The organism is Providencia sp. PROV114, assembly GCF_032704305.1.
In the GTDB taxonomy this organism is placed as follows: Bacteria; Pseudomonadota; Gammaproteobacteria; order Enterobacterales; family Enterobacteriaceae; genus Providencia; species Providencia rettgeri.
This window is the reverse complement of record NZ_CP120528.1, coordinates 1,642,368-1,667,292: the sequence shown is the minus strand read 5'-3', so window position 1 is coordinate 1,667,292 and position 24,925 is coordinate 1,642,368. Positions and strand designations below refer to the sequence as shown.

General features: G+C 42.3%; 18 protein-coding genes. 17 read left to right on the top strand and 1 reads right to left on the bottom strand.

What is annotated here, in order from left to right:
* Positions 1–16 precede the first annotated feature (16 nt).
* The 16 genes from tssH to P3L37_RS07115 all read left to right on the top strand — a co-directional run bounded on the left by tssH (position 17) and on the right by P3L37_RS07115 (position 22,517).
* Positions 17–2,680 carry a type VI secretion system ATPase TssH gene (tssH, locus tag P3L37_RS07190; protein ID WP_110732013.1) on the top strand — a complete coding sequence of 888 codons (2,664 nt, stop codon included), beginning with the start codon at positions 17–19 and terminating at the stop codon, positions 2,678–2,680.
* Complete coding sequence (locus tag P3L37_RS07185; RefSeq protein WP_272667347.1) at positions 2,677–5,073, top strand: type VI secretion system Vgr family protein; 2,397 nt, start codon at positions 2,677–2,679, stop codon at positions 5,071–5,073. Before tssH ends, P3L37_RS07185 begins: the two co-directional genes overlap by 4 nt.
* Before the next feature lie 8 nt (positions 5,074–5,081).
* Entirely contained in the window at positions 5,082–5,951 is an 870-nt protein-coding gene (locus P3L37_RS07180) for a DUF4123 domain-containing protein (RefSeq protein ID WP_109911517.1), read from the top strand.
* Positions 5,948–8,593 carry a T6SS effector BTH_I2691 family protein gene (locus tag P3L37_RS07175; protein WP_109911516.1) on the top strand — a complete coding sequence of 882 codons (2,646 nt, stop codon included), beginning with the start codon at positions 5,948–5,950 and terminating at the stop codon, positions 8,591–8,593. The genes P3L37_RS07180 and P3L37_RS07175 overlap by 4 nt, the downstream gene beginning before the upstream one ends.
* A 2-nt stretch (positions 8,594–8,595) precedes the next feature.
* Entirely contained in the window at positions 8,596–9,543 is a 948-nt protein-coding gene (locus P3L37_RS07170; protein ID WP_109911515.1) for a DUF6708 domain-containing protein, read from the top strand.
* Positions 9,544–9,708: 165 nt separating this feature from the next.
* Positions 9,709–9,975: a PAAR domain-containing protein gene (locus tag P3L37_RS07165; RefSeq protein ID WP_109911514.1), complete on the top strand. Its 267-nt coding sequence runs from the start codon at positions 9,709–9,711 to the stop codon at positions 9,973–9,975.
* A gap of 4 nt (positions 9,976–9,979) precedes the next feature.
* Complete coding sequence (locus tag P3L37_RS07160; RefSeq protein ID WP_109911513.1) at positions 9,980–11,197, top strand: hypothetical protein; 1,218 nt, start codon at positions 9,980–9,982, stop codon at positions 11,195–11,197.
* Between the two features lie 43 nt (positions 11,198–11,240).
* Positions 11,241–14,618: an ImcF-related family protein gene (locus P3L37_RS07155; protein WP_272667346.1), complete on the top strand. Its 3,378-nt coding sequence runs from the start codon at positions 11,241–11,243 to the stop codon at positions 14,616–14,618.
* A 19-nt stretch (positions 14,619–14,637) separates the two neighbouring features.
* Entirely contained in the window at positions 14,638–16,248 is a 1,611-nt protein-coding gene (gene tssA / locus P3L37_RS07150; RefSeq protein ID WP_272667345.1) for a type VI secretion system protein TssA, read from the top strand.
* A 23-nt stretch (positions 16,249–16,271) separates the two neighbouring features.
* On the top strand, positions 16,272–18,023 hold the full coding sequence (gene tssF / locus P3L37_RS07145) for a type VI secretion system baseplate subunit TssF (protein WP_110732018.1): 1,752 nt from the start codon (positions 16,272–16,274) through the stop codon (positions 18,021–18,023).
* Positions 17,999–19,090 (top strand): type VI secretion system baseplate subunit TssG, encoded by a 1,092-nt coding sequence (gene tssG / locus P3L37_RS07140; protein ID WP_109911508.1) that lies wholly within the window; start codon positions 17,999–18,001, stop codon positions 19,088–19,090. The genes tssF and tssG overlap by 25 nt, the downstream gene beginning before the upstream one ends.
* Positions 19,091–19,105: 15 nt before the next feature.
* Positions 19,106–19,645, top strand: a complete 540-nt coding sequence (gene tssJ, locus P3L37_RS07135) for a type VI secretion system lipoprotein TssJ (RefSeq protein ID WP_004912506.1) — start codon at positions 19,106–19,108, stop codon at positions 19,643–19,645.
* A 1-nt stretch (position 19,646) separates the two neighbouring features.
* A complete protein-coding gene (gene tssE / locus P3L37_RS07130) occupies positions 19,647–20,075 on the top strand; it encodes a type VI secretion system baseplate subunit TssE (RefSeq protein WP_004912512.1) in 429 nt (142 codons plus the stop codon).
* 22 nt (positions 20,076–20,097) lie between these two features.
* Positions 20,098–21,441, top strand: a complete 1,344-nt coding sequence (locus P3L37_RS07125) for a VasL domain-containing protein (protein ID WP_110732019.1) — start codon at positions 20,098–20,100, stop codon at positions 21,439–21,441.
* Positions 21,442–21,572: 131 nt separating this feature from the next.
* On the top strand, positions 21,573–21,785 hold the full coding sequence (locus tag P3L37_RS07120; RefSeq protein WP_181937046.1) for a hypothetical protein: 213 nt from the start codon (positions 21,573–21,575) through the stop codon (positions 21,783–21,785).
* Between the two features lie 324 nt (positions 21,786–22,109).
* Positions 22,110–22,517: a hypothetical protein gene (locus P3L37_RS07115; protein ID WP_004912519.1), complete on the top strand. Its 408-nt coding sequence runs from the start codon at positions 22,110–22,112 to the stop codon at positions 22,515–22,517.
* A 274-nt stretch (positions 22,518–22,791) separates the two neighbouring features.
* Here the strand turns inward: P3L37_RS07115 and P3L37_RS07110 are convergent, their stop codons facing one another.
* The gene (locus P3L37_RS07110) at positions 22,792–23,289 is read right to left on the bottom strand and encodes an AAA family ATPase (protein ID WP_110732021.1); all 498 of its coding nucleotides are present in this window, start codon (positions 23,287–23,289) and stop codon (positions 22,792–22,794) included.
* A gap of 294 nt (positions 23,290–23,583) precedes the next feature.
* On the opposite strand from P3L37_RS07110, the gene P3L37_RS07105 reads away from it, so the two are divergent.
* On the top strand, positions 23,584–24,915 hold the full coding sequence (locus P3L37_RS07105; protein WP_110732022.1) for a glycosyl hydrolase family 28-related protein: 1,332 nt from the start codon (positions 23,584–23,586) through the stop codon (positions 24,913–24,915).
* Positions 24,916–24,925 lie beyond the last annotated feature (10 nt).

The following is a 24,925-nucleotide window of genomic DNA, read 5'->3' as shown; positions in this document are numbered from 1 at the left end:
ATACAAGAGAGAGAATATGGACAATTCATCCGTGATGCTATTACGTCGCCTAAACCCTTACTGTGCCAGCGCATTAGAAGCGGCAGCTTCACTCTGCCAGACACGAGCGCATGCGGAAATTACCATTGAACATTGGTTGCTCAAATTATTGGAAATAGGGGAAAGCGATATCACGGTGTTAGCTCGCCGCTATGAGTGGGATATGTCAGCCCTTTGGCAGAGCTTATTGGCTAAAATCGATAGCTTACCGCGCTCTATCCATAGCCGCCCCTCCCTCTCAAAATCACTCCTAAACTTAATTCAAAACGCTTGGGTGATAGCCTCATTGGATGAAGATATCGAGCACATTCGCAGCGTCCATATTCTTGCGGCGATTGTGAAGCAACCCTCTTTAGTTCCGAACGACGCCCTTTGGCCATTAATGACCTTAAGCATCACACAATTACAACGCTTAAGACCGATGCTTGATGCGCAATCCGATGAGCGCCCTGAAGTGCAGCAACTTGCGGTACATAATCAATCTTTACCGGCAGAAGCGCCACTTGAAACGCAATCAACAAACGAAACTCCAGCACCGAATGTCATCGGTAACACACTGAACGATGCCTTACTGGCAGTGCTGAATAAATTTACGGTGGATGTCACCGATAAAGCACGCGAAGGCGCGATTGACCCTGTCTTTGGACGTGATGACGAAATACGCCAAATGGTGGATATTCTCTCTCGCCGTCGCAAAAACAACCCCATTCTCGTGGGCGAACCGGGGGTGGGTAAAACCGCCTTGGTAGAAGGTTTAGCTCTACGCATCGTTGAAGGCAACGTTCCTGTCAGCCTGCAAACCACATCATTACGCACATTAGATTTAGGGCTACTGCAAGCGGGAGCTGGCGTAAAAGGCGAATTTGAACAGCGCTTAAAAAACGTGATTGAAGCCGTACAACAATCCCCAACACCAATTTTACTGTTTATCGATGAAGCCCATACCATTATTGGTGCAGGCAACCAAGCCGGTGGCGCAGATGCCGCTAACTTACTCAAACCCGCTCTGGCCCGTGGTGAATTACGCACGATTGCCGCAACCACTTGGTCTGAATATAAGCAATATTTCGAGCGTGACGCCGCTTTAGAACGCCGCTTCCAAGTGGTCAAAGTCGATGAACCTGATGATGAAAAAGCCTGTTTAATGCTGCGTGGATTAAAACCTCGCTATGCCAAATATCACGGTGTTCACATTACCGATGATGCGGTCAAAGCCGCTGTCACCTTATCTCGCCGTTACTTAACCGGTCGTCAACTCCCCGATAAAGCTGTGGACTTGCTCGATACCGCCAGCGCGCGTATCCGCATGAGCCTCGATACGCTCCCGGAAGAACTGACGCGTTTAAAAGCCAAACGCACCGCATTAGAACTTGAACAGCAAGCCATTCTTGATGACTTGGCCATTGGCAACACCACCAACCAATCCCTGCTGAGCGAATTAGTCACTCAAGACGCCCAAATCGCCCTACAACTGGCTGAGCGAGAACAGCGTTTTGAACAAGAAAAAAACCTTATCAGCGAGCTCTTAGAGCAGCGTCGACAATCCCAAGATGTCAGCGATATCCAATCACAGTTAGAACTCGTACAACAAAATGAACCGCTGATCACTCCGGATGTGGATGTCAGAACGGTGGCCACTGTCATCGCTGATTGGACAGGCGTGCCCTTATCCAGCCTATTAAAAGATGAACAAACCGAGCTACTTGAGTTAGAAGAGTCGCTAGGTAAACGCGTAGTCGGTCAAGAAAGCCCATTATTGGCGCTTGGACAACGGTTACGTGCGGCGCGTACAGGACTCGCTTCAGAAAATGGCCCGCAAGGGGTGTTTTTACTGGTTGGCCCAAGTGGTGTAGGGAAAACCGAAACTGCCTTAGCCTTGGCAGATGTCCTGTTTGGCGGAGAAAAATCCTTAATTACCATCAACATGTCTGAGTATCAAGAAGCCCATACCGTCAGCCAATTAAAAGGCTCGCCTCCAGGTTATGTGGGTTACGGTCAAGGCGGGATTTTAACGGAAGCTGTTCGCAAGCGTCCTTATAGCGTCGTATTACTCGATGAAGTGGAAAAAGCCCACCGTGATGTACTTAACCTGTTTTATCAAGTATTTGACCGTGGTTTCATGCGCGATGGCGAAGGCCGTGAAATTGATTTTCGCAATACCGTGATCTTAATGACAGCCAACTTGGGCAGTGACTTGATCATGCAACAACTCGAAGAATTCCCTGAGTCGACCGACGACGAGTTACAAGAACTGCTGCGCCCAACCTTGCGTGACCACTTCCAACCTGCATTACTTGCCCGCTTCCAAACCCTAATTTATCGCCCATTAGGCCCTGTGGCACTGCGCCAAATTGTTGAAATGAAACTGGGTAGCGTCATTAAGCGTCTCTACACCCACTACAAGCTTGAGGGTATTATCGAAGAAGCGCTGTATGACACCCTCGTGAGCGCCTGTTTATTACCCGACACTGGCGCACGCAATATTGATAGCCTGCTTAACCAACAAATTTTACCGGTACTTAGCCAACAATTACTTATGTGTCAAGCCAACCACCAGCAAGCACAAAGCCTGACGTTAGGGTATAGCGAAGAAGACGGGATCACCCTGAGTTTCAGTGATATTGAGGATATAAATCCATGAGCCTACTCGATACAGCCAAAAACCTGATCCAAGGCCAAAGCCGCTACCGATTAGAAGTGCAAGGCTGCACAGATTTACTGGACGTTGAACATTTTACCGGGCGTGAAGCCGCTAGCGACACCTATCACTATCAAATTACATTTACCTGTTCTGCCCAAGATCTTTCTGCTCAACAATTATTGCGCCGTAATGCCAGCCTAACCTTTTGTGCGCCTATAAATAACGTAATGGGACTTGCCACTCAACCTACCGTTGCCAAGCGAGTTCATGGCGTGGTGACCGATTTCCGTCGCCTCTCAGGCTCTGCCGATGAAGCCCGCTACCAGTTAGTTATCGAGCCTTTTTTTGCGCTACTGCGCCATCAAATTCGCAGTCATCGTTTTTTTATTAACCAATCCATACCGGATGTGGTCGAGCAAATCTTACGTGAACATAATTTCAAAGGCTGGGAATTCGAATTTCATCTCGAAAAAGCGTACCCAAAACGCGAACAAATTAACCAAATTAACGAAAGTGACCGCCAATTTATCGAACGCTTACTCAGTGAGGTGGGTATTTTTTATCGCTTTGGTTTACAAGATGATACCCAAACTGAGGTGCTCCACTTTACGGACAGCCAACGCGGTTATGTGTATGACAAAACGCTGCCATTGAATAGCCCATCTGGGCTAAGCGATAACCATGTCGACAGTGTTTGGGGATTATCTTTACGTCATCAAGTAGTTGAAAGCACTGTTTTTGCCAAAGACTATAACCACCGACTGGCGGAAGATACGTTGATTTCCGCTGTCGCAGACATGACTCGCGGTGATGGCGAAAAAACCAACTACGGCGATGTTTACCACTATAAAGGCCGCCACCTCACCCGTGGAGATAAAATTCGCCCTGAAACTGAAACCGCTAACTTCTGGGCAAGACTCGATCACGAGCGCTTTTTGGCTCGCCAGACTTTGCTACGCGGAGAAAGCAGCGCAGCAGACCTGACGCCATTATTGGTATTAAACATTCAAGATAACCCGCTCAGTTCGACCTTACCGGCCGTCTTTAAATCACCGATTTTAATTACGCGATTACGCTTTACCGCCAGCCGAGATAAAGCGCTGACTGTTCGTTTTGACGCCGTACCTTACACGGAATCACTGTGCTGGCGTCCTGCACTCAAACCGCGCCCTGTCATTGCCGGAACCTTAATGGCACGCGTCACCAGCGCAAAAGACCACGATATTTATGCCCACCAAAATGAACATGGGTTTTATTGGGTCAAATTCGATGCAGACCGTGATGATAAAACCAAGGGTTATGAAAGTATGCCCGTACGTTTGGCGAAACCCTACGCCGGCGATACGTATGGGATGCATTTCCCGCTAATTCAAGGGACTGAAGTCGCTATCGCATTTCATGAGGGTGACCCAGACCGTCCTTACATTGCTCATGCACTCCATGACTCCCGCCACCCCGACCACGTAACGGATAAAAATAACACCCGTAATGTGATCCGCACGCCTGCGAATAACAAACTGCGCATGGAGGATAAACGCGGGCAAGAGCATATTAAACTCAGCACCGAGTATGGCGGAAAAACGCAGTTAAACTTGGGGCACTTGGTCAACGCCGAACGCGAACAACGCGGTGACGGTTTTGAGCTACGTACAGATAGCTGGGGAGCGATCCGTGCGGGTAAAGGGTTGTTAATAAGTACTCAAGAGCAAGAAAAAGCGAGCGAGCAACAACTCAATATAGATGAAATTAAACGCCAACTTTCTGATGCATTATCCATGGCTGAATCTCTCTCAACAATATTAGAGACAGCGGAGGTTGAGCCTTTAGATAATCAAACGCAAGAGACCTTTTTACATGGCAATATTACGCAATTACAAGAACCCGTGATCCTTGCAGGGGCTCCAGGCGGTATTGCAGTATCCACCCCCAAACATATTCAGCACAGTAGTAATGGCAATCAAATCTATACAGCGGTAGGTAACACAGAAATATCATCACTCAAACGTATGGTTTTATTTGCCAAGAAAAAGATGGTGTTATTTGCTCATGAGTTAGGCATGAAGTTAGTGAGTGCGGCAGGCAAGATAGAAATTCAAGCTCAAACAGGTGAAGTCGACATCATTGCACAAAAAGGGCTGAATATTACTAGTACCAATGATGAAATTATTATCAGTGCGAAGAAAAAAATTACACTGCAATCTGGTAGCTCGTATATCACCATTGAAGGTTCACAAATTGAGCACGGAACTAGTGGAGATTTCAATGTAAAAAGTTCAAATCTTCAATATATGGATGCTGCAACATTGAATATGCCATATTCACAATTTACAGCTTGTGAATCCATGGCTTCAGAAGCTGCCCAAAATGGAACGGGTACGGTTCCACTGCGCTAGGAGTTTATATGGAATATTATTTATCTCAACCCAAAGCGCTTGGTGAACATCAATTTGCCATCATTGACAAAGCGTTCGCCAGCGAATTAGTTGAACGTTTTCCCTCATTAGATATGGTCTCTGCACACCTTAAACCACAAGCACATTTGTACCCTGCGTTAATATCACTACATGAATTGCCCGCATCTGACTGGCAAATGCTGCTGGCAGAAATAAAACAGCAGTCTGTCGATTCATCGACACCAAAAGTATGTTTATTTTTAGAGAGTCTATTATCCGCTGAATCCTTATGTAATGAATTAGCTAACGCCCTATTAATTAGCGATGAAAAACACCAAAATTATCTGCTACGCTACTACGATCCACGCGTGTTATTTCAGTTATCATGGATGCTCACCCCTTGGCAATTACAAATTTATTTAAAAACTCAAGTGGTTCCTTCATGGACATTTTGGCTAGATAAACAATGGCATACATTAAATTTTTCAGAAAAAATCAATTATCATAAAAATACCCCTATTGATTTGCCACTAGCTCAATTACACCGTATCGGTCTTATTAATCAAATTCTGAGCAAGTATTCACCGTTCGTCTCTTTAGACGAAAGGAATATCCTTAGTCAACAGATTGATTCATTGTTATTAAGAGCTACTGAATATGGTCTAAACACAAACGAAGATATTATGACTTTTGTCAAACAAGGCTGTTCTTTGCAATGTGCTTTTTGGCTACATCATGATGTTCAAGCGTTATTAAAAATCTCAGCCCACAACCCCAACTATTACAGCCGCATAACATCCAGCTGGCATGACTCTCATTGGCAAGAAATTAAATCCCACACCTCCATATTGGCTTTTTCTAAAGGACTCTCAAGATGACCGAACAAAATCAATCGCAAGGGTGCAATTTCTGTATTCGTCAGGGATTGCCCATCTTACTTGCTCGCCCAGCCATCATGTCTAAACAGGATATTCTCCCTGTCATGCCTCAAAGCATACACGTTCCCGTTGAAGCCCAAGGGGAAACAGCGTATACCTTGCGATTATTGCGCTCTGGCTACTTAAACATTTGGGATGAAATCGGCAATGAATGGATCAATTACTATATTACTGAGGAGGGATTTTATTACCCCTTACCACCTGATGGGGATGTACCTGACAATGTAGTCTCAGGGAAAATCAAACCTTGCATCTCCCAGCCTGAAGAATTAGCAAAAGCCTCACTCATTGCATTGCCTATGATGCCGAAAGGCATGAAAAATGGCCAGTTCTGGTTTGCTTGGTCTGAAGTCAAATGGACCGATACCATTCGAAAACAATTCGAAGAGAAAAGTCATCGTGAACAGTATATGCAACGCTTTGATATGGATGCTTGGCTAAATAACCAAAATACTGAGCAAGCCTTGCCATTAGCACAAATTGAAAACACCATTGCAGAATACAACCAACATGCCCAAAAAAGTCAAATGCGAGACTGGTCTACCTCGCTATTATCTCGAGCACTTGATGGATTTATTACCTATTCTTACCGATTTAAAACACAGTGGTTTACGCCAACGGCCTCAGGGGAGAAAATTGAAACCGCAGTTCAAAGCCAAATTGACCAATTAGATCCTCGTGGTGCTATTTTTGTTCTGCAAGACCCTACGGGAATATTAAAAGACCTCCCGACATTAATTCAATATGAACTGGATAAAAACGTCTATAGCCGACCAGATATTGAGCGAAAAGTAGCACTCTATGGAGCTATATCCAGCTTGAAAGCGGGTATGAGAACAGACTTTGAAAGAGCTTATACCGCAGAAACAGAGTTTAATGATAAGATCGCTAGAGGTGGTGTTTTTGAGTACCTCCATGTCAGAAACAAACCCGCGATTGAAACAATATATACGCCTGTTCGTGATAAACGCATGTCAGCAGCTGCAGATGCCAACTGGGCAAAATATCAACAGTATTATTATGCGGATGCCGTTGATGATTTTAGACTCAAATTCCAAAAAATATTAACCGAATATAATCAGCGTGTTGTCAGCCCTCGAACAAAACTCTATTTGGATTGGTTTCAGTCTTCAGCACTACAATACTATTTTCAACAATACTTTGATCCTAATGATTTGTTAAGCGGCATTGCTTACACAACGATTGTTAGCTACTGCATTACGAATATGTCAGACAAAAAAGGTAGCCTGGATTTTTTTCATCAGTCACTTTTAAATAACTTGTCTGATCCTAGTAATATTCTGGGAAGAGCTTTAGTACTTAATCAAGCAATTTTAGCGGAGAAAATTGATGAAGCAACAGCACAGCAATCAATTGAAGTGCTTGAGCTACCATGGTCTACCATCGACCAAAATATTTCCGTCAGCAAAATTACATTGCCTTGGTCTGGACTAGCTGATGCTTTTGCAAAAGTGATAGAGCCTCAGCGTTTAGCATCACAATCAGTCATAGCAATCTATTTAGGGCGGCTAGCCACCATTACAATGAAAGCATTTGATAGCACCATCAGCTCCCCTAAAGTTTATGCTTTTGCTATCGCAATAGGTGCATTTCAAAATAAAGAAATTGTACGAGTTCATGAAAAGGCAAAATTTGGCCATTTTGTTAAAAAAGTGTCAGACGCCTTGATTCGATTAAGCGATAGCAACAATACATTAAATGAGTCTGAAATTAGGCGGCTTGCCCACGAAGAGCTAAAGCGTTTACGGGTTTCAGGTTTACCGATGAACAAAAATAAAATCTTGGATTATTGGGTTGATATTGATACTAGAGAGCTTGACCGAGTAAAACAGCTTCCCCCGCAACAACAAGAGAGGGCTTTAACTAAACTCTTACGACTATTCAGTGAAACCGAAGCAACAAATTACGCCCAATATCGCACCAGTATGACCTCTGGGACAGGAAAATCCGCGATAATTGTCAGTGCTGGTGGATTATCAGTAATTTTACAAAGCTTAGCCTTGTTCCATTCCGCCGATTTAAGTGATAAAAAAACACTTTCTGAAGATCAATTTGAAGCACATAGCCGTTTCTTATCAGGCATTGCTGGTATCATCAGTGGAATTATCGGTGTATTGGATGAAAGTGTTCAACGATTTGTGCTATTACGAAGCTTCAAAAATATCACGGCATATAACACCCTTAAAACAGTTGGAGTACGTTTAGGTGTAGGGGCTGGGATAGTAGCTGTTGCGTTTGATATTTTTAATGCCATAGATGAGATAGGCAAGAACAACTATGGGCTTTTTATTGCTTATCTTCTTTCTGCCGCCAGTGGTGTTTGGCTTATTTTTGCTGCACTTGTATCAACAATACCTGTTTTTGGCACCGTGATTGCCGTACTCATCGCATTAGGAACTGCTATTTTCATTGCGTATGAAGGACAGGACAATATTCAAAAATGGTTAGAGCAATGCTGGTGGCGACGCGTCCCCAAACATATCCCTGTAGATAAATGGCCCGAAATCTACCCCTCAATGTGGATGGAAATGGCTGAGTTTAAACGCGCAATAGGACAATAAATATGGATTATTACGGGTTATTTCCACAATTTAAAATCAATAGACCATTAAATGAAAGTGAGTTTTCTGGAAAATTAGAGCAAAAAATACGAGTAAATATCGATACAAAACAACTCATGCCGGATTTAAAAGTTATTACTATAAACTCTAATTACTTAGAAATGGTGGATAAATTTTATTCTTCCAAGGGATTATTATCACTTGCCGCTTCCTTTGGTTGCTTATTTTTTATAGGTACATTTGCTTGGCTAGCTATTGATGTTATTACTCGGTCATTCTATGAAGTAGGGTATTTACTGGCTATTCTAGTTGGTTTGCTAATAATATTTCCGATGGCATTCTGGATGCTATTCTTATTAAAAAAAGAGTGGTTCGCATGGACTCATTACCCTATCCGATTTGATCGTAAAAATCAGTTGGTCCACGCAACTCGCATTGATGGCTCGGTCTTTACTGTCCCTTGGCAAGACATATTTTTCACGACCGGATTAAACCATCGCAAAGAAATTGGCAAGGATTACTATATTAGTGGGCATGTTTTGGCTGAAGATGGCATCACGATTATCGATACCTTTTGTCTACCTGCCTCACATGGCAATCTTGAAGAGCTGAGAGCCCACTGGGAATTTGTGCGTCGTTATATGGAAGAAGGCCCACAAGGTATGAAAGAACGTATTCCTTTTTGTTTACCAATCGCCAATAAAAAAGAAAGTTTTGGATTTACCTTCTTCTACTCCATGACGCAACATAATGGTACACCCGTGATACTGTTCCCTATCACAGTCCCTTTAGCTTTTTTATACGCAATACCTCGCTATATTGCAATTTTAACCAGCCGTCGCCCTGTTTGGCCTGATAATATTCAAAAGCAAGCGATAGTAGATGAAAATGACCCTTACTATTTGGATGCCTCCACCAACCCTAAAAATTTGTGGAAAACTTTTTTTTAAATAGCAAAAAAATACTAACAATATTGGGGATTTTAACTCCCTGAGTCTGTGATTGTCTTTTACCTTACCGTCACAGATTCATTTTGCACGCCATAAAAACATTGAATGCATTCCTCATCAATCCAATTTTACACTCTATCAATCACAATCTAAAGGCTCCTCATCATGAAAGGTATTATTCGAACTGGCGATAAAACTACAGGCGGTGGTCAAGTTCTCTCCGGCTCATCACTCATGGTATTTAATAGTATTGGTGTGGCTCGCTTAGGTGATCCCGTTTATTGCCCTAAAAAAGGACACAATAATGTGGTTATTGCACAAGGCCATCCCACATTTTTAGATAATGGGATCCCTGTTGCATTTGATGGTCATAAATGTAGCTGTGGCTGCACCTTGATATCCTCTCTTCCTAATGCCAAAGCGAGCCTCTAAACTGATGCCTGTTGATTTATTATCACTACCGCCAAAAGCAAAACGTCAAGATTTCCCATCAATTAAACGATGGAGCATTTTTTTTGTTTTACTATCAGTAGTCATTTATATTTCACATCGATTCTTAGTTTCCCAGTCGTTAATAGAAAAAATACCAGAGTTTAATTTACTCATTTTCACCATCATAATTTGGCTAGGTTTATATTCTGTTAGATACATATTTTTTCTTTTTAATAAATGGGCAGCTGATGGATGGGATACACAAAGACAAATAGACAAAGATAAAAGAATATCGATAGGCCAAAGAAAAGTTACACTTTTAGCACAAGCCATGATTCTTCCTCACATAACAAACTGCAAAGATTTATCAACACAAATAATTGCCAGTAAAACATCTCTTTTGCCTCCTAACCTAGTCAACGGTAAAGCAAGTTACTGTGCTCAGTTCATTGATAGCAACACATCAGATGTAGAAAGAGTTATCAATAGAATTAAAGCGTTAATTAGTGAGCCATCAATGCTAACCGCAATCAAATGTCTATCTAACAATGTATCATTAAATATTTTAGTTTCGATTGGTGAAAGTATCATTCTAAGTGAAAATGATACTAAACAAATTAATCAAGAAATATCTCAATTACTCGAAAGACCATTCCGTATTAATTATAAAAAAAATATCCCAATTAGCATTATAGATAACTGGTTAGATAAAGTTGATGATTTTGAATACTTACTCACTATAAACCTTTACCTGATTAAACAACCTATTGATAAATACACAGAGGTTAGTGTGGCTCATTTATTATCATCGCCTAAAAAAACGCTTAACAAATATATCGCTTTTATTCACCGACCTGAATCTATACCCCAGCATAAGAACAATACGCTGGAGTTAAGTAAATCTATTGATAATGCTCTCCTTTGGGGGAATGTCGAGCTAACCAAAGTAAAGTCTATTTTTATTAATGCTTTTTCAATCAGCAATCTGGATAATACTAGAACAGAAGTTCTATTTACCGAAAACGGAGGGAAAATTCCTTTATATAGTATTGATAATATTATTGGCTGTACTCAGCATGCCGCCCCTTGGGTTAACCTTTATATTAGCATTTCATGTTTAATAAAAACCGAAGCTGCCCAACTTGCGATTACACATCAAAATAATGAAATATTTGTTTGGATAGTTACCCTCCCATCGGAATTTAATGCTTCATTACATTGAAACACATTAATTACTTTATTTTCATCGTATCTGGAGCCACGATATGAAATCTTATTTACTCTCCATACTAAAAAATTTAGAAAAACCATGGGTTATTCTATTAGTGTTATTCAGCATAGCTATAACCCTTGGCTTCATTCTTTATTTCTCACCAGAAATATTAGAAATTCAGCCTAATTCGGAAAAACAATATAATGCTCTGAATACCCTCGTATGGGTTAGTGGTTTTATTGGCTTGGCTTCTATTGTTGTTTTTACTGTTAGTCGCTGGATAGGTAAACATGCTTATAGTGGAACAAAAGAAAAAACAAATAACATCATTAAAAATCATAATGATACGGAGAATGTATTACTACTAGAAATCCAAAACACCCTAAAATCCCAATACGGCACTTTCTGGCATTCCAAAGTCTCCATTCAGCTCCTCCTCGGCTCCCACTCCGCCGTCGAAAAACTCGCCCCTAGCCTGACGCAAGAAATCTGGCAAGAGTGTGATGGCACCTTGCTTATCTACGGTGGCGATATCGGCAGTTCCATCGACTCAAAGCGACTAGAGACCCTCAAACACCTACGCCGGCGTCGTCCGCTCGATGGCGTGATTTGGGTGACGGAAAACAGCATTTCTTCCCAGCTTTTAGACAACAACGTCACTTTCACTAATCTCAATACCGCAACAGCCCATAACGCAGGGCGTGCAATCCAAAACCTCTTCCAAGCATTAGGTTGGCGTGCGCCTGTTTGGGTATGGAGTGTCAGTGACCAACAATCCCTCAGTGCTGTTGAAACGCCCTCTATCCTCTGCATGATAGAGCAAAATATGCCAGCCGAGGCGTTATCACCTAGCTTGTTAAGCCTGATCCCCGCACTTGTGATCAACGGAACCCAAGCATTACTTCGCGAACAGAAACACACCTATCTACTCGCCTTAGCCCAATTTCTACAAAACGGGGGCAGCCAGCAGCTTGCGACCGCATTAGCGCCACTCAATACCCAATTACGTACGCTGCCTTTTTCTGGCATCGCATTTAGCCCTTCTATCAATTCGTTAAATCAGCAACGGTTACCCAATAGTTGGCACCCTGATACCCGCTGGACAAGCTGGTTGAATGTGCAATCTGAACTGGCATCCGGTTTACAGCCTGCCTCTTTAGGCTTTGACAAAAAACGTCTCGTTCAATACGGCGCGGCCACCGCCATGACCTTGTGGGGCGCAGGCATGATTGTCTCTTATTTCGCCAATCGCCAGCTTATTGAAGAGAGCTACCAAAGTGCGAGCGTCGCCGCTAACAGCCAATTACCGGAAACTGAACGCCTCAAAGCTCAGTATGATTTTCAGCAAACTCTTGGGCTGTTAACTCATCGGGAACAGAACTCAGTGCCTTTTTGGCTGCATTTTGGCTTGAATAGCAATGAGCCGCTATTAGCGCATTTATGGCCGTTGTATCAGCAGACGGTACTCCCTCCTCTGCGAGATAATATCCGTCAACAACTTGAGCAACGATTGCAAGCCTATACACAATTATCGCCAAATAGTGATGAGCGTCGCCAAGCTACACAACGTGCATATCAAGATTTAAAAACTTATCTCATGATGAGTACGCCTGAACGCATGGATCCGGCGTTTTTCACTGATAGTATCCTAACTACCCTACCCGCCCCTCAGGGAATGGATGAAGGAGAATGGCACACTCTCGGCAAAGAGTTGCTCATGTTCTACGCGCAGCAGCTACCCAAGCATCCTGGCTGGCAATTATCGGCTAACAATAATCTGATTAATCAAAGCCGTACCTTACTCATTCGACAAATCGGCCAACGCAGCGAAAGTGCTTCGTTATACCAAAAAGTGCTTTTGCAAGCACAGAATCAATTTCCGGATATGACTCTCAATGACATGACAAACGATACCGATGTTAGCTTTTTATTGACCACCGATGAGTTTGTACCGGGAATTTTTACTCGCAAAGCATGGGAAGAGTCCATTGAGCCAGCAATCAAAAAAACGGTCGAATCGCGACGCAATGAAATTGACTGGGTATTGAGCGACAACCAGCATGAACTTAGCCAAGATATTTCGCCTGACGTACTTAAACAGCAACTCACCGAGCGTTATTTTGCCGATTTTTCAAGTAGCTGGTTAAATTTTTTAAACAGCCTGCAATGGCGACAGACCGACAGCCTGTCCGATACTATTGACCAGCTCACATTAATGAGCGATGTTCGCCAATCTCCGGTAATTGCACTGATGAATACCCTTTCCTACCAAGGAAAAACCGGACGCCAAACAGAAAAACTAGCCGACTCTTTTGTTAACTCGGCGAAAGAATTGCTCAACAAAGAACAAAAACCAGTGATTAACCAAAAAGCCGATTTTACGGGCCCATTGGAAGACACTTTTGGTCCTATCCTGAACTTTGTTGACCCTCAAGCAGCCTCACAAACTGGCGATAATCTGAGTTTACAAGCGTATTTAACCCGCATTACTCGTGTACGTTTAAAACTCCAACAAGTCGTGAATGCCCCCGACCCACAATCGATGTCACAAGCATTCGCACAAAGCATTCTAGAAGGCAAAAGTGTCGATTTTGCCGAAACGCGGGATCTGGGGAGTTTGATTGCCGCTAGCTTTGGGCAAGAATGGCAAAGCTTTGGGGATGCATTGTTAGTGGAGCCCATGACTCAAGCTTGGCAACAATTACTCACACCAACAGCTCAAGGTATCAATAGCGAATGGCAAAATGCGATTGTCAATGAATGGAACAACGCCTTTGGTGGCCGCTATCCATTGAAAGATACGCAAAGTGATATTTCTTTGCCTCTGATGGCGCAATATCTTCGCCCTGATAATGGGCGCATTCAACGTTTCTTAGAAACGCGTTTGCAAGGTGTTTTACGCAAAGAAGGTAATCACTGGGTACCTAACAGTACTAATGCGCAAGGATTGCGTTTTAACCCTGAGTTTATTCATGCAGTAAATACATTGAGTGAGTTAGGCGATGTGGCCTTTGCTAATGGAGAAGCTCGCCTATACTTCGAAATGCGCCCAGGCACCAGTAAACAAGTGATGCAAACCATATTGGTGGTCGATAAGCAAAATCTCACTTACGATAACCAATTCCCACAATGGCAACGTTTTGTGTGGCCTGCCGATACCATCGCCTCAGGTGCCTCATTGGCTTGGATGACGACCTCCACAGGCACCCGACTCTATGGTGATCATCGTGGTGTCTGGGGGTTAATCCGTTTACTCGAAACAGCCAATGTCGCGCCTTATGCGGGCAGCTCCAGCAGCTATACCGTGTCGTGGGTAACACCGGATGGCAACACGCTCAATTACCAACTGCGCACCGAAATGGGCCAAGGCCCGCTGGCGCTATTAAAACTACGTAACTTTGTGCTACCTGAAAAAATCTTCTTGGATTAGCCTCGATAGGACATCACCTATGCCTTTATTAACTGCCTTACGCACAGCCTGTTTTACCGGAAATCCGCTTGTCGCTAATCAATTAGTGGAACAACAAGTCGTGTTATGGGAACGCTGGTTATTGCCAATCACAGCTGAAAATCCGGTTGGGGAAGACCCTGGCTATGACGATGACTTCGAACGCATGAAAGAAGAAGTCAACAAGTTATCAGGCTCAGATACACAATTAATCTGTACACTTGCCGAAAATCTCTTAACTCATGTCTGTAAAGACGCACGCGTGATCACTTACTACGTTTGGGCACGCTTGCATCAAGAAGGTGAAACGGGCCTAGCCGATGGGTTAGGATTACTGGCAGGGTTACTCCACCGTTACCATGATGACTTGCTACCAAATCGCCAAAATAGCCGAAAGTCGGCCATTGAATGGTTGGCGGGTCAACGGGTTATCGACAGCTTATCCCTTTATCCTGAAGTGGATAGTAACGAATTTGCACGTATCGTGGCGTTACTTAGCTCGATTGTGGATGAATTTAGTACATGGGATGAAGTACACCGCCCTAATCTTGCACCACTACTACGCGCATTAGAAAATCGACTTGCACAATCTGGTGGTGCGAATAGTGTTGTTCCACAAAATATTAAATCAACAGAAAATATCTCAACGAAACAGACATCATCGGGTATCAGCACTATCACGCCTATTCAGTCTGGTCGAGAATTACTTGATCAAGCCAAAGTACTCGCCAATTATCTGCGTAATCAACCGAACGGCTGGCTGTCGGGTCACCGGCTGATGAAATCTGTCCGTTGGGATACCCTGCACCAATCGCCACCACAAAATCAGCAAGGTTGTACTCGATTAGCCCCACCACGCTCAGATGCCAAAGCGCAGCTAAAACGTTTATATCTGCAACAAAATTGGCTCGAACTCACCGAGCAAGCTGATCGATTGTTTGCAGAAGGAGTTAACCATTTTTGGTTAGATGTGCAGTGGTATTTGCATCAGGCATTGAGTAAATCCCCTGCGCCGTGGGACGGCTGGGCAGAGGTGATTGCTTCTGATTTAAAGCAGTTCTTACTTCGCTTGCCGGGTTTAGAAAATCTCGCTTGGGAAGATGGCACACCTTTCGCTGATGAAGTCACATTAGCGTGGATCAAACAGCATATTCTAGAAGAGAATATTCAGTCTCTCCATCACATGCCTGTTCGTGGCACAAGTGACGATGATAACGACTCAATATTTTCGTTAGAACAAGAAGCGTTAACTCAAGCTGACACTGAAGGCGTTGAAGCCGCATTAGCCTGGTTAATGTCACGTCCGAATATCCAAACACCCCGTCAAAAATGGTTGCTGCAATTAGTGATGGCAAGAGTGGCCGAACAATTTGCTCGTTATGATTTGGCACTGAATTTACTTCGTGAATTAGACCACAGTGCTGAGCAGATGCGTCTCGCTGATTGGGAACCACACTCGTTATTTGAAGTTAAAGCCCGCCAATTGCAACTGTTGCGAGGGAAAACGCAGCGTAATACACCTGACAAAGCTGAACTGCATCATCAGATGTCTGAGTTACTGGCTCAACTAACACGATTAGATCCTGTGCGAGCCTTAGTACTCTACCCCTAAATTAATCAATGAGAACCACACAAATGGATGATTTAACCCTTCGCTATTATGATGCGGAGATGCGATATCTGCGTGAAGCAGCTAAAGAATTCGCTCAAGCTCACCCCGATCGTGCGGCGTTATTAGATTTAGACAAAGTGGGCATTCCTGACCCTTTTGTTGAACGACTTTTTGAAGGTTTTGCCTTCTCCATGGGGCAATTGCGCCAAAAAATTGATGATGATTTACCTGAGTTAACAGAAGGGTTAGTTAGCCTACTTTGGCCTCATTATCTACAAACCATTCCATCGCTTTCTGTCGTTGAACTCGCGCCAGATATTCACGATATGAAACTCTCATCGGTGATCCCTGCTAACTTTGAAGTGCTTTCGCGCCCGATTGGTCCCAAAAAGACCGTCTGCCGCTATCGCACAACGCGAGACTTAACGCTCAATCCCATTGTGCTATCAACCGTTAATTTAACCACAGAGCCTGATGGCCGTTCCGTAATTCGTTTGCAGTTCGATTGTGCGAAGCTCGCTGACTGGAAACAAACCGCACTTAATGCACTCTCCTTTTATCTCTCTGGTGACGTTCCAACGACCTATGCACTCCATTTAGCGCTGACTAAGCAAGTTGCAGCCACCTATATTCGCCTGCCATCGTCCCCTGATCGTATTCGTTTACCCCTTTGGTTTTCCCCGGGGGGCTTTGCTGAAGAAGACCAACTGTGGCCTAAAAGTGATAGCACTTTCAGCGGCTACCAGCTATTACTGGAGTATTTTTCTTTCCGTGAAAAATTTTTTTTCGTCAACTTAAACGGGCTCGGTGAAATTCAATTACCTGAAGGATTGAGTCATTTTGAACTCGAAATTGTGCTTGATACGCTATGGGATAGCGACATTCCATTAAGTACGGATAACCTAAAACTGCACAGCGTTCCGGTGATCAACTTATTCAATATTGAAGCTGACCCACTCACCGTTAACGGGTTAGAAAGTGAATATTTACTGCGTCCCCGTCGCCTACAAGATGGGCACACCGAAATTTATGCTGTCGATACGGTTCATGGCACAAGACGAGATGAACACATTCACTATGTTCCATTCAGCAGCTTCCGCCACAGAGGCGGCATGTTGCGCCGCAATGCGCCAGAACACTACTACCACACTCGTGTTAAGCGCGGTGTCAGTGGGTTACATGATACATGGCTGATTTTAGGGGGAGAACGAGAACAACCGACCGCTACCCTTGAAAGTGAAACCTTATCTTTACAATTAACCGGCACTAACGGACAACTTCCACGCAAAGCGCTGCAAAGTACATTGCTCGACAGAACCGAAGAAACGCTACAAACCCAATTGCAGGTTCGTAATTTATGTAAGCCAACCCTGCCGTGCTATCCCCCTGCAGAAGATCGGTTCCATTGGCGTGTCCTCAGTCACCTTGGCGCTAGCTTCCTCAATATGATGGATAACGTAGAAGTATTACGTGGCACATTGGCACTCTATGACTGGCGAGATGATGATCTAAACAGCCGCAAACTCGATGCCATGATCCACGTTGAACAGCACCTTATTGAGCGCTTCGAAAAAGGCTTTTTACAGCGTGGTATTGCCATCGATATCACCCTTGATAGCAACGGATTTAACGGTGAAGGTGATATTCATCTCTTTGGTGAAATGCTCAATCGCTTTTTCGCGCTTTATACCGACGTGCATCTATTTAACCAATTAACTCTCCATATTGTACCAAAAGGAAATAGCCTCACATGGACAGAGAATCATCCTCAGTAAATCAGCTTTTTGATGCACTAGGGGAGCGTCTACCACTGGTTAACTTCTATCGGTTTTGCCAACTGCTAGAACAGAGTAATAAACAGCGCCCGCCACTCGGTAGCACCCAAGACCCGAAAACAGATGTTATCCGGTTTCGTCCCCATCGTGGGATGGGTTTTCCTGTCACCGAAATTAAAGGTATCGACATTGAAGACCGCTACCGAGATAGCAACACACCCAGTATTCGAACGACATTTTTAGGGTTATATGGTGTCACTTCCCCGCTACCGACAACCTACCTTGATGACATTGCACAACGACGTGAGGGAACCGAGTCTCTTACCGATTTTTTAGATATTTTTAACCACCGACTGACGACGCAGTTTTATCGTATTTGGCGAAAATACTCTTACCCTGCAACATTTTTAGCGGGAGGTGAAGACGAAACTTCCCAGTATTTATATGGGTTAATTGGCTTAGGTATACCTGGCACGGCGCAACATATACAAGCTCCGTTATCCCGATTTCTCGCATTACTGGGTACGCTACGTTTTCCAACTCGTACCGCCGAAGGGGTTATATCATTAGTTAAATTACTCGCGCCTGATACCCAAGTTAACATCAAGCCTCATGACCCAAGACGCATTGAGCAAACCACTCAAACAGGGTTATCCTGCAGAACACCGATGACCTTAACCAACAAGCCTGTTTTAGGTCAGTATTCTACCGATATAAACAGCCAAATTTTGATTACCTTACAGACAGATAACTTTAATGAAGCCCGCAATTGGTTGCCTGACGGACAACTGTATCAAGATTTAATGGCGCTGTTGCATGTTTACCTAGGGTCAAGAGTCAATGCCCGTCTTTGTCTCAAATTACCCAGAAAGTTGCTCCCTAACGCAACGTTAAGCACGCAATCTCGCCAAGGTGTTCAACTGGGACGTACCGCCGCGATGGGCACATTGGCGCCTAATGCCCCTCACCGAGAACACATTATTACCTTAAATTTGGGGCGCTATCAGCGGTTATCGGCAACATCACACTCTACGCCGCCCTCACATTATGCTAATTATCGATTCTAATTCTGGGACTCACCTATGAAACAACTCCCTTTATTGTCATTTTGCGGCAAGACATTGGTGCTTCTGACAGCATTAAATCTCACTGGATGCGGACTTACTCAAATGGTCAGCGATGGCACTCGCAGTGCAGCAAACGCGATATTTTATAAGCAAGTGAAAGTCGTCCATCTTGATTTCGTGGCACGCGAAGCACTCAATACTGACGATACTGGCGCTTCGCTATCAACGATTATCCGTGTTTATCAACTAAAAAACTTTGAAAGCTTTGTTGAAAGCGACTATGCCACCCTTTTCGCTAAAGATAGCCAAGTACTCAAATCCTCATTAGTCACACAAAAAGACCTGCGAATTCGCCCTGGCGAATCAATTTCTCTTGATATGCCCCTTGAGGACGGTGCTGAATTTGTTGCCGTTGCCGTAATGTTCCATCACCCTGACCTTATCACCGACGACTGGCGCGTGGTGATCCCCAAAAAGCGGTTATTACCCGATGATCCACGCTTACTCACCCTCGCGGATAACACCATGACCTTGAAACCACTCGGAGAAAAATAGCATGTCCCAGCCTTCATTATATGAAATGTTGACGGGGTATTTTGCGGGAGGATTAGATATTGATGCTATCCCAGAACATGACCAAGTGATGGTATCCGTGATGGACAATATTCGCCGCATTCTCAACGCCAGAGCGGGTAGCATCGAACATCTTCCCGACTACGGACTCCCCGATATGAGTAAAATGATCCAAGGTCTCCCCGGTACCGCTCACAATATGATGACCATTTTATCAGCAACGTTACTCAAGTATGAGCCCCGTATCAAATCACTCTCTTTAGTGTTATTACCGCAAAATAGCTTTGGGGCACTCCATTACGCCCTTGAGGTTGAATTACATGAGCAAGGGTTAATCCGTTATGGCACTGAGTTTATGCCGGATGGACGCATTCTCGTCCACCATCTGAAAAAACAATTCGATACGATTTAACCGACGATAGCGTGAGAAGACTATGACCCCAGATTTAAACACATTACGCCTTGGTGGCGACCCTCGCACCCTGACTGATTTCTCTGCCCTTAAAGACGAGTTAAACAAACGCTTCCACCCTGCCCGCCCTGATGTTGACTGGGCTCGAGCTCATGGGCTATGTTTGTCCTTATTCAACCAAAATGGCGCTGATTTACAAACTTGCGCATGGTTTACCCTGATCCGCCAGCATCAAAATGGCATAGCGGGATTAAACGAAGGCTTATCTTTACTCCAACATTTACTGAGCCGCCACTGGCAAGGATTATGGCCACAACAGACCCATGCCCGGGTTGAGATCCTCGCAACGCTGAGCCAACAACTCATGACAGGGTTACGCGCCCATGCACCTGTTTATGCAGACCTGCCAGCACTGTATCAAACTGAAGCGACGCTCAACCAAATTGGACAGTTGCTGCAAACATTAGAGCTCAAACACCTCACTCAGCTGGAACGACTGCAAAACTTGCTCACCACTCAAGCCAAGCAACTCGAAAATACCGATGTTCCCGATAGTGGTTTTATTCCACCAACGCCGCTGCAATTGCCGAAAACCTCACCATCATCATTTCATGCCCGTGCCGCAGCAACGCCAATTTCCATCAAGGCCAATGCCACTATCAGTACACCGACACCGACCAAGCCTTCTTACCGCAAAGGCATTTGTGTGGGTCTGGCTTTCGGTATTGTGCTCACAGGCGCGCTGTGTGCAGGAACTTTGTATGTGTTACACCCGCAAATCAATAACCACGTTTTAGCGCAAGCGCTACCCCAGTTACCTGACTTTACGCCGAATATTGCCTCAATTCTTGAGCAACAATTACAACCTAATGCCGCGCAACCGAATAGTTTTTCTCCTGAAAAACTCAAGTTAATCAATAACTACCTCGTAGAATTAGAGTCCGTCTCCCCAATTTGGTCTCAACAGTATGGATTAAGCATGGTGAGTTACCTCACGAAGCAATATGGTGAACGGCAAGAAGTCAGTGCGTTAAACGATAAATGGCAGCAAAATATGCAAATCAATGCGTCATCTCGCGATAAACTCCAACAGTGGTCTGAAGGAATGTCAGAGTTAAATAATCTCAGTACGCGCTTAGACAGTCTCGATGGTAAACCTCGCAGCTATATCACTGGGTCTGAATTAAAAACGATTATTTTTAATGCACGTCAACATTTTAATCAAGGGTTGCCACTCGAAGAAGAACTACGCCAACTAGAACAATTACAAGCGCAAGGCACTGTACCTGAATCAGAATATCAACGTATTGATACTCACTTTAAACAACTATTGAACCGATATGCATTGATTCAGCAAAATAAATAATTCCCTATCACTCGATAAATTGCTCATCGATATTGCCATCATTCTCGCCTTATTTTTCATAAATAAATGTATTTGAGTATAAGTGGGAATATCAAATCAATCATCGGCATGCTCAATTTGAAGAAAATACAATGAGTCAGGATGAACAAGGCGAAAATATCCAGCACCATTTTTGTCAATTTGATGTGAAAAAACGGATTTCTTGGGAATGTACGACTGAACATCAATCACGGAACGCCAAAGCCCACCTTTATGTCCCTGCAACCAAAGTGGTTCCTGTTATTTTTTTACCTAGCATTATGGGGTCTAACTTAAAACATAAAGATACGGGCGATTCTGTCTGACGACAACCGTTCTACTGAGATGAATGGCGATAAGCGCAAATATACGTTACTCAAATCTAGCAATAAATGGAAAAGTACGCCATCAATGGATTATGAGGGCGGGCACGATGACGGTACAGTGCCTAAATATTCTATAAATTTAGATAGAAAAGAAATGTTTAAAGAAATTTTAGAATTCATTATTAAGACAAATATAACAAATGATTGAAATCTGGAATAGGATTTTACAACCCTTTGATGTTCGTCAAAATGCTTATTAATCGGTTAATTAACGCAGTGCTAACTTACTTTCTGCTATTACGCTATGTATACTAGTTATCATCGATGAATGAATCAAAAATGAGTTACCTTCTATTTATTAGTGCATTATTCTCATTCATTATATTAAATTGTGCATATGCAACTAAAACCATTGGTTGCTATTATTTACACTATTCCGAGAAAAAATCAAATAATGATGTTAATACACTTATTAATCTAAAATTTAAATTTAACAATGAGGCTAAGTTAACTATTTCATCCTGGCAAGAATTATATTCTTGCCAGGGGAATTATACATTAAAAGAAATAGCCACAGGATTTAATGCATCTATTATTGATGAACAGGATTGTAAAATCCCCCCGCCTCAATTCGTTATAAGCAAAAATGCTAATAGATATTTAATTAAAAATGAGTCACTTTTAATTAATGATCCCTCCTCCTACCAACTGATTGAGTGCCATTCTGAGTGATTGAAATGACTTGGCCGCTTGAATGTTATTTTATTTTTTATACGAGAATTGATTAATTATTTTTACTTCCAAGAAGGTCTAGTAATTTCTAGTGGAATCTAAGTACTCATGTATATAGTATTTTTTATGGGCAAATTTATTTAGCCGATACCAGAAGAAAAGAGATGAAGCAAAAACAGCCTTTAGAGAGCATAAACCAACTGATAGATGTACAAATAAAGTTATTGCTAAAATTATTTATACTGTAAGAGCCGGACAGGCCACTGAACCCTATTTATTCTAAATGTTTTTTTATCGTACCAATACATTGTTTGGAATTATCTATAATGATGACTTTAGAAGAAAATAAAGGATTTTGTGCAAAGAAATCATCAAGCTGCTTATCAAATTGCTTTGCAAAGCGTAGTAACTCAACTGTATTGAAAAATGTCTCTTTGGGCCCTCTCGTTGTAAATTTAGATGCAAGGTATCGTTTTACGATTCTAAAGGCACATATATGGTAAGGTACATTTAAGCGAATAATTAACGTACAGTCATGAAAAAAGGGAGTTAAACGCCTATCGTAAGCACCTTCAATAATCCATTCTTTTTTAGATGTTATCTCTAAGACTAATGCGTTAATAATAGGTTGAGGATTTTTGATATATTCTGCCTGAGTTTTATTCCAATAAATTTCATCATAGCCATATACAGGCGTATTAAATTCATCGGCTAGCTTGGCAGATAATGTTGTTTTTCCTGCCCCGGACGTCCCTATAATACAAATTTTCATATTTTATCTTCATTTATTAATAATCAAACTGCGAATGATAGATTTACATAATAACTATGCCGATGAACCAAAAATTAAAAAATATTATTCGCAATAATATATTTTAATTAATTTTAACATAAATATCAATGCGTTAAAAACAATGTAGACCATGATAATTTTAATTTATATTGCTGAATTATTGATAAAACAATATACTTATCCCCCTTATGACTAGTACTATAGCTAAGTACCAGATAATTATAAGTGACACTATTCATATCCCCACAATAAAACCGTCGATAGGATATATACATGATAAATCAAAGCCCCACATGCAATGACACACCGGATGGCTATATCAATGCACAAGATGCAGGTATATTACCAAATACAGATAAAGATTTAAGTCAGGCGATATTAAGTTTACTTAAAAAAAGTAACACATCTCATAAAGGTATTTATTTCCCTGCCGGTACTTACTTATTTGCTAGCGATGTATTATTAACATCTTATAATTCCTTATTGGGTTCGATAGAAGGCACAATTTTTCGTTGTTTAAATCCCAAAGGACAATCGGTTATGTTCGGTGATAGTACCTACAGAACAAAAGTGTCAAATATAAACATAGAGAACATAATCTTTGACAATATTCGAATACATTTTTATGGACACAAATCTGCAATTCGTATTAGCCATAATGTATTTATTAACACAATAACCGAATACAGCACAGCGCAACTGACCTGTTCTAGTCATTTCTATACAATAAATGGTAATGTTTTTATGCGTGGGCGTAACTATGCAGGAGTTGGTCTTAGTACTTATGGTAATAGTTCCGGTTTATTAATTGAACAAAATTTTTTAGGTTCGGTCGATGAGATTAACTTAGCAACACCATGGCTTGATAAAAAAACACAGATACTGCTCACCACACTTTTAAGTTTAAGAGATAAAAAATTAATATCTTTTGATGATGCCCAAGGTGAATTTGTTTCCGGTTGGTATTCGACGAGTAATCTCAAAAAAGGGATATTTCGTAAAAACTTTATTTCAGGTAGTGACCAAATCTTTCTCTACAATCCTAAAACAGATAAAGATGATATACAACGTGATCATGGTATTTATATTAAACAGTATGAACAAGTTGAAGTTATTCAAAATTATTTCTCTGGCTGGCCAAAAGATGATAAGCCATCCGGTCAATTAAAGTTTCGTAATGCAAAAGGACTCGTATTTGCTGGTAACTATCTTAATCACATTTCTTTTAATGCACGCCCCTATGACAATGTCGATGACAAATGGCTAATTATGCAAGACACCTTCATTTTTAATAATTATTTATCTGACGCTTTAATTAGCTATTGGCAAAATTTTGTAGATACTGAAGATAAATCTATTAATATTAAAAATTATCTAGTTTTCTCTAATCGCTTTATCAATAGGACTAAGAGCAAACCATTAGTTACTTCACCAGAAAAATCATTCTCATCTAATCAGTTCTTTTGTTCAGAGAATATTTTCGTTGAAACAAACGAGTTAGTACCGACAAGTGGTGTCATTGCTGAAATAACAATTGATAAATTAAAGGCTCGCCTACCTGATTATGCAGCACAATATTTATCGACTAAACCGATCATGCCATAATTTATAGGTA

Excerpts from the sequence above, each read along its gene's own strand:
- tssH (WP_110732013.1), top strand. The coding sequence starts at position 17 with ATGGACAATTCATCCGTGATGCTATTACGTCGCCTAAACCCTTACTGT.
- P3L37_RS07185 (WP_272667347.1), top strand. The coding sequence starts at position 2,677 with ATGAGCCTACTCGATACAGCCAAAAACCTGATCCAAGGCCAAAGCCGC.
- P3L37_RS07180 (WP_109911517.1), top strand. The coding sequence starts at position 5,082 with ATGGAATATTATTTATCTCAACCCAAAGCGCTTGGTGAACATCAATTT.
- P3L37_RS07175 (WP_109911516.1), top strand. The coding sequence starts at position 5,948 with ATGACCGAACAAAATCAATCGCAAGGGTGCAATTTCTGTATTCGTCAG.
- P3L37_RS07170 (WP_109911515.1), top strand. The coding sequence starts at position 8,596 with ATGGATTATTACGGGTTATTTCCACAATTTAAAATCAATAGACCATTA.
- P3L37_RS07165 (WP_109911514.1), top strand. The coding sequence starts at position 9,709 with ATGAAAGGTATTATTCGAACTGGCGATAAAACTACAGGCGGTGGTCAA.
- P3L37_RS07160 (WP_109911513.1), top strand. The coding sequence starts at position 9,980 with ATGCCTGTTGATTTATTATCACTACCGCCAAAAGCAAAACGTCAAGAT.
- P3L37_RS07155 (WP_272667346.1), top strand. The coding sequence starts at position 11,241 with ATGAAATCTTATTTACTCTCCATACTAAAAAATTTAGAAAAACCATGG.
- tssA (WP_272667345.1), top strand. The coding sequence starts at position 14,638 with ATGCCTTTATTAACTGCCTTACGCACAGCCTGTTTTACCGGAAATCCG.
- tssF (WP_110732018.1), top strand. The coding sequence starts at position 16,272 with ATGGATGATTTAACCCTTCGCTATTATGATGCGGAGATGCGATATCTG.
- tssG (WP_109911508.1), top strand. The coding sequence starts at position 17,999 with ATGGACAGAGAATCATCCTCAGTAAATCAGCTTTTTGATGCACTAGGG.
- tssJ (WP_004912506.1), top strand. The coding sequence starts at position 19,106 with ATGAAACAACTCCCTTTATTGTCATTTTGCGGCAAGACATTGGTGCTT.
- tssE (WP_004912512.1), top strand. The coding sequence starts at position 19,647 with ATGTCCCAGCCTTCATTATATGAAATGTTGACGGGGTATTTTGCGGGA.
- P3L37_RS07125 (WP_110732019.1), top strand. The coding sequence starts at position 20,098 with ATGACCCCAGATTTAAACACATTACGCCTTGGTGGCGACCCTCGCACC.
- P3L37_RS07120 (WP_181937046.1), top strand. The coding sequence starts at position 21,573 with ATGAGTCAGGATGAACAAGGCGAAAATATCCAGCACCATTTTTGTCAA.
- P3L37_RS07115 (WP_004912519.1), top strand. The coding sequence starts at position 22,110 with ATGAATGAATCAAAAATGAGTTACCTTCTATTTATTAGTGCATTATTC.
- P3L37_RS07110 (WP_110732021.1), bottom strand. The coding sequence starts at position 23,289 with ATGAAAATTTGTATTATAGGGACGTCCGGGGCAGGAAAAACAACATTA.
- P3L37_RS07105 (WP_110732022.1), top strand. The coding sequence starts at position 23,584 with ATGATAAATCAAAGCCCCACATGCAATGACACACCGGATGGCTATATC.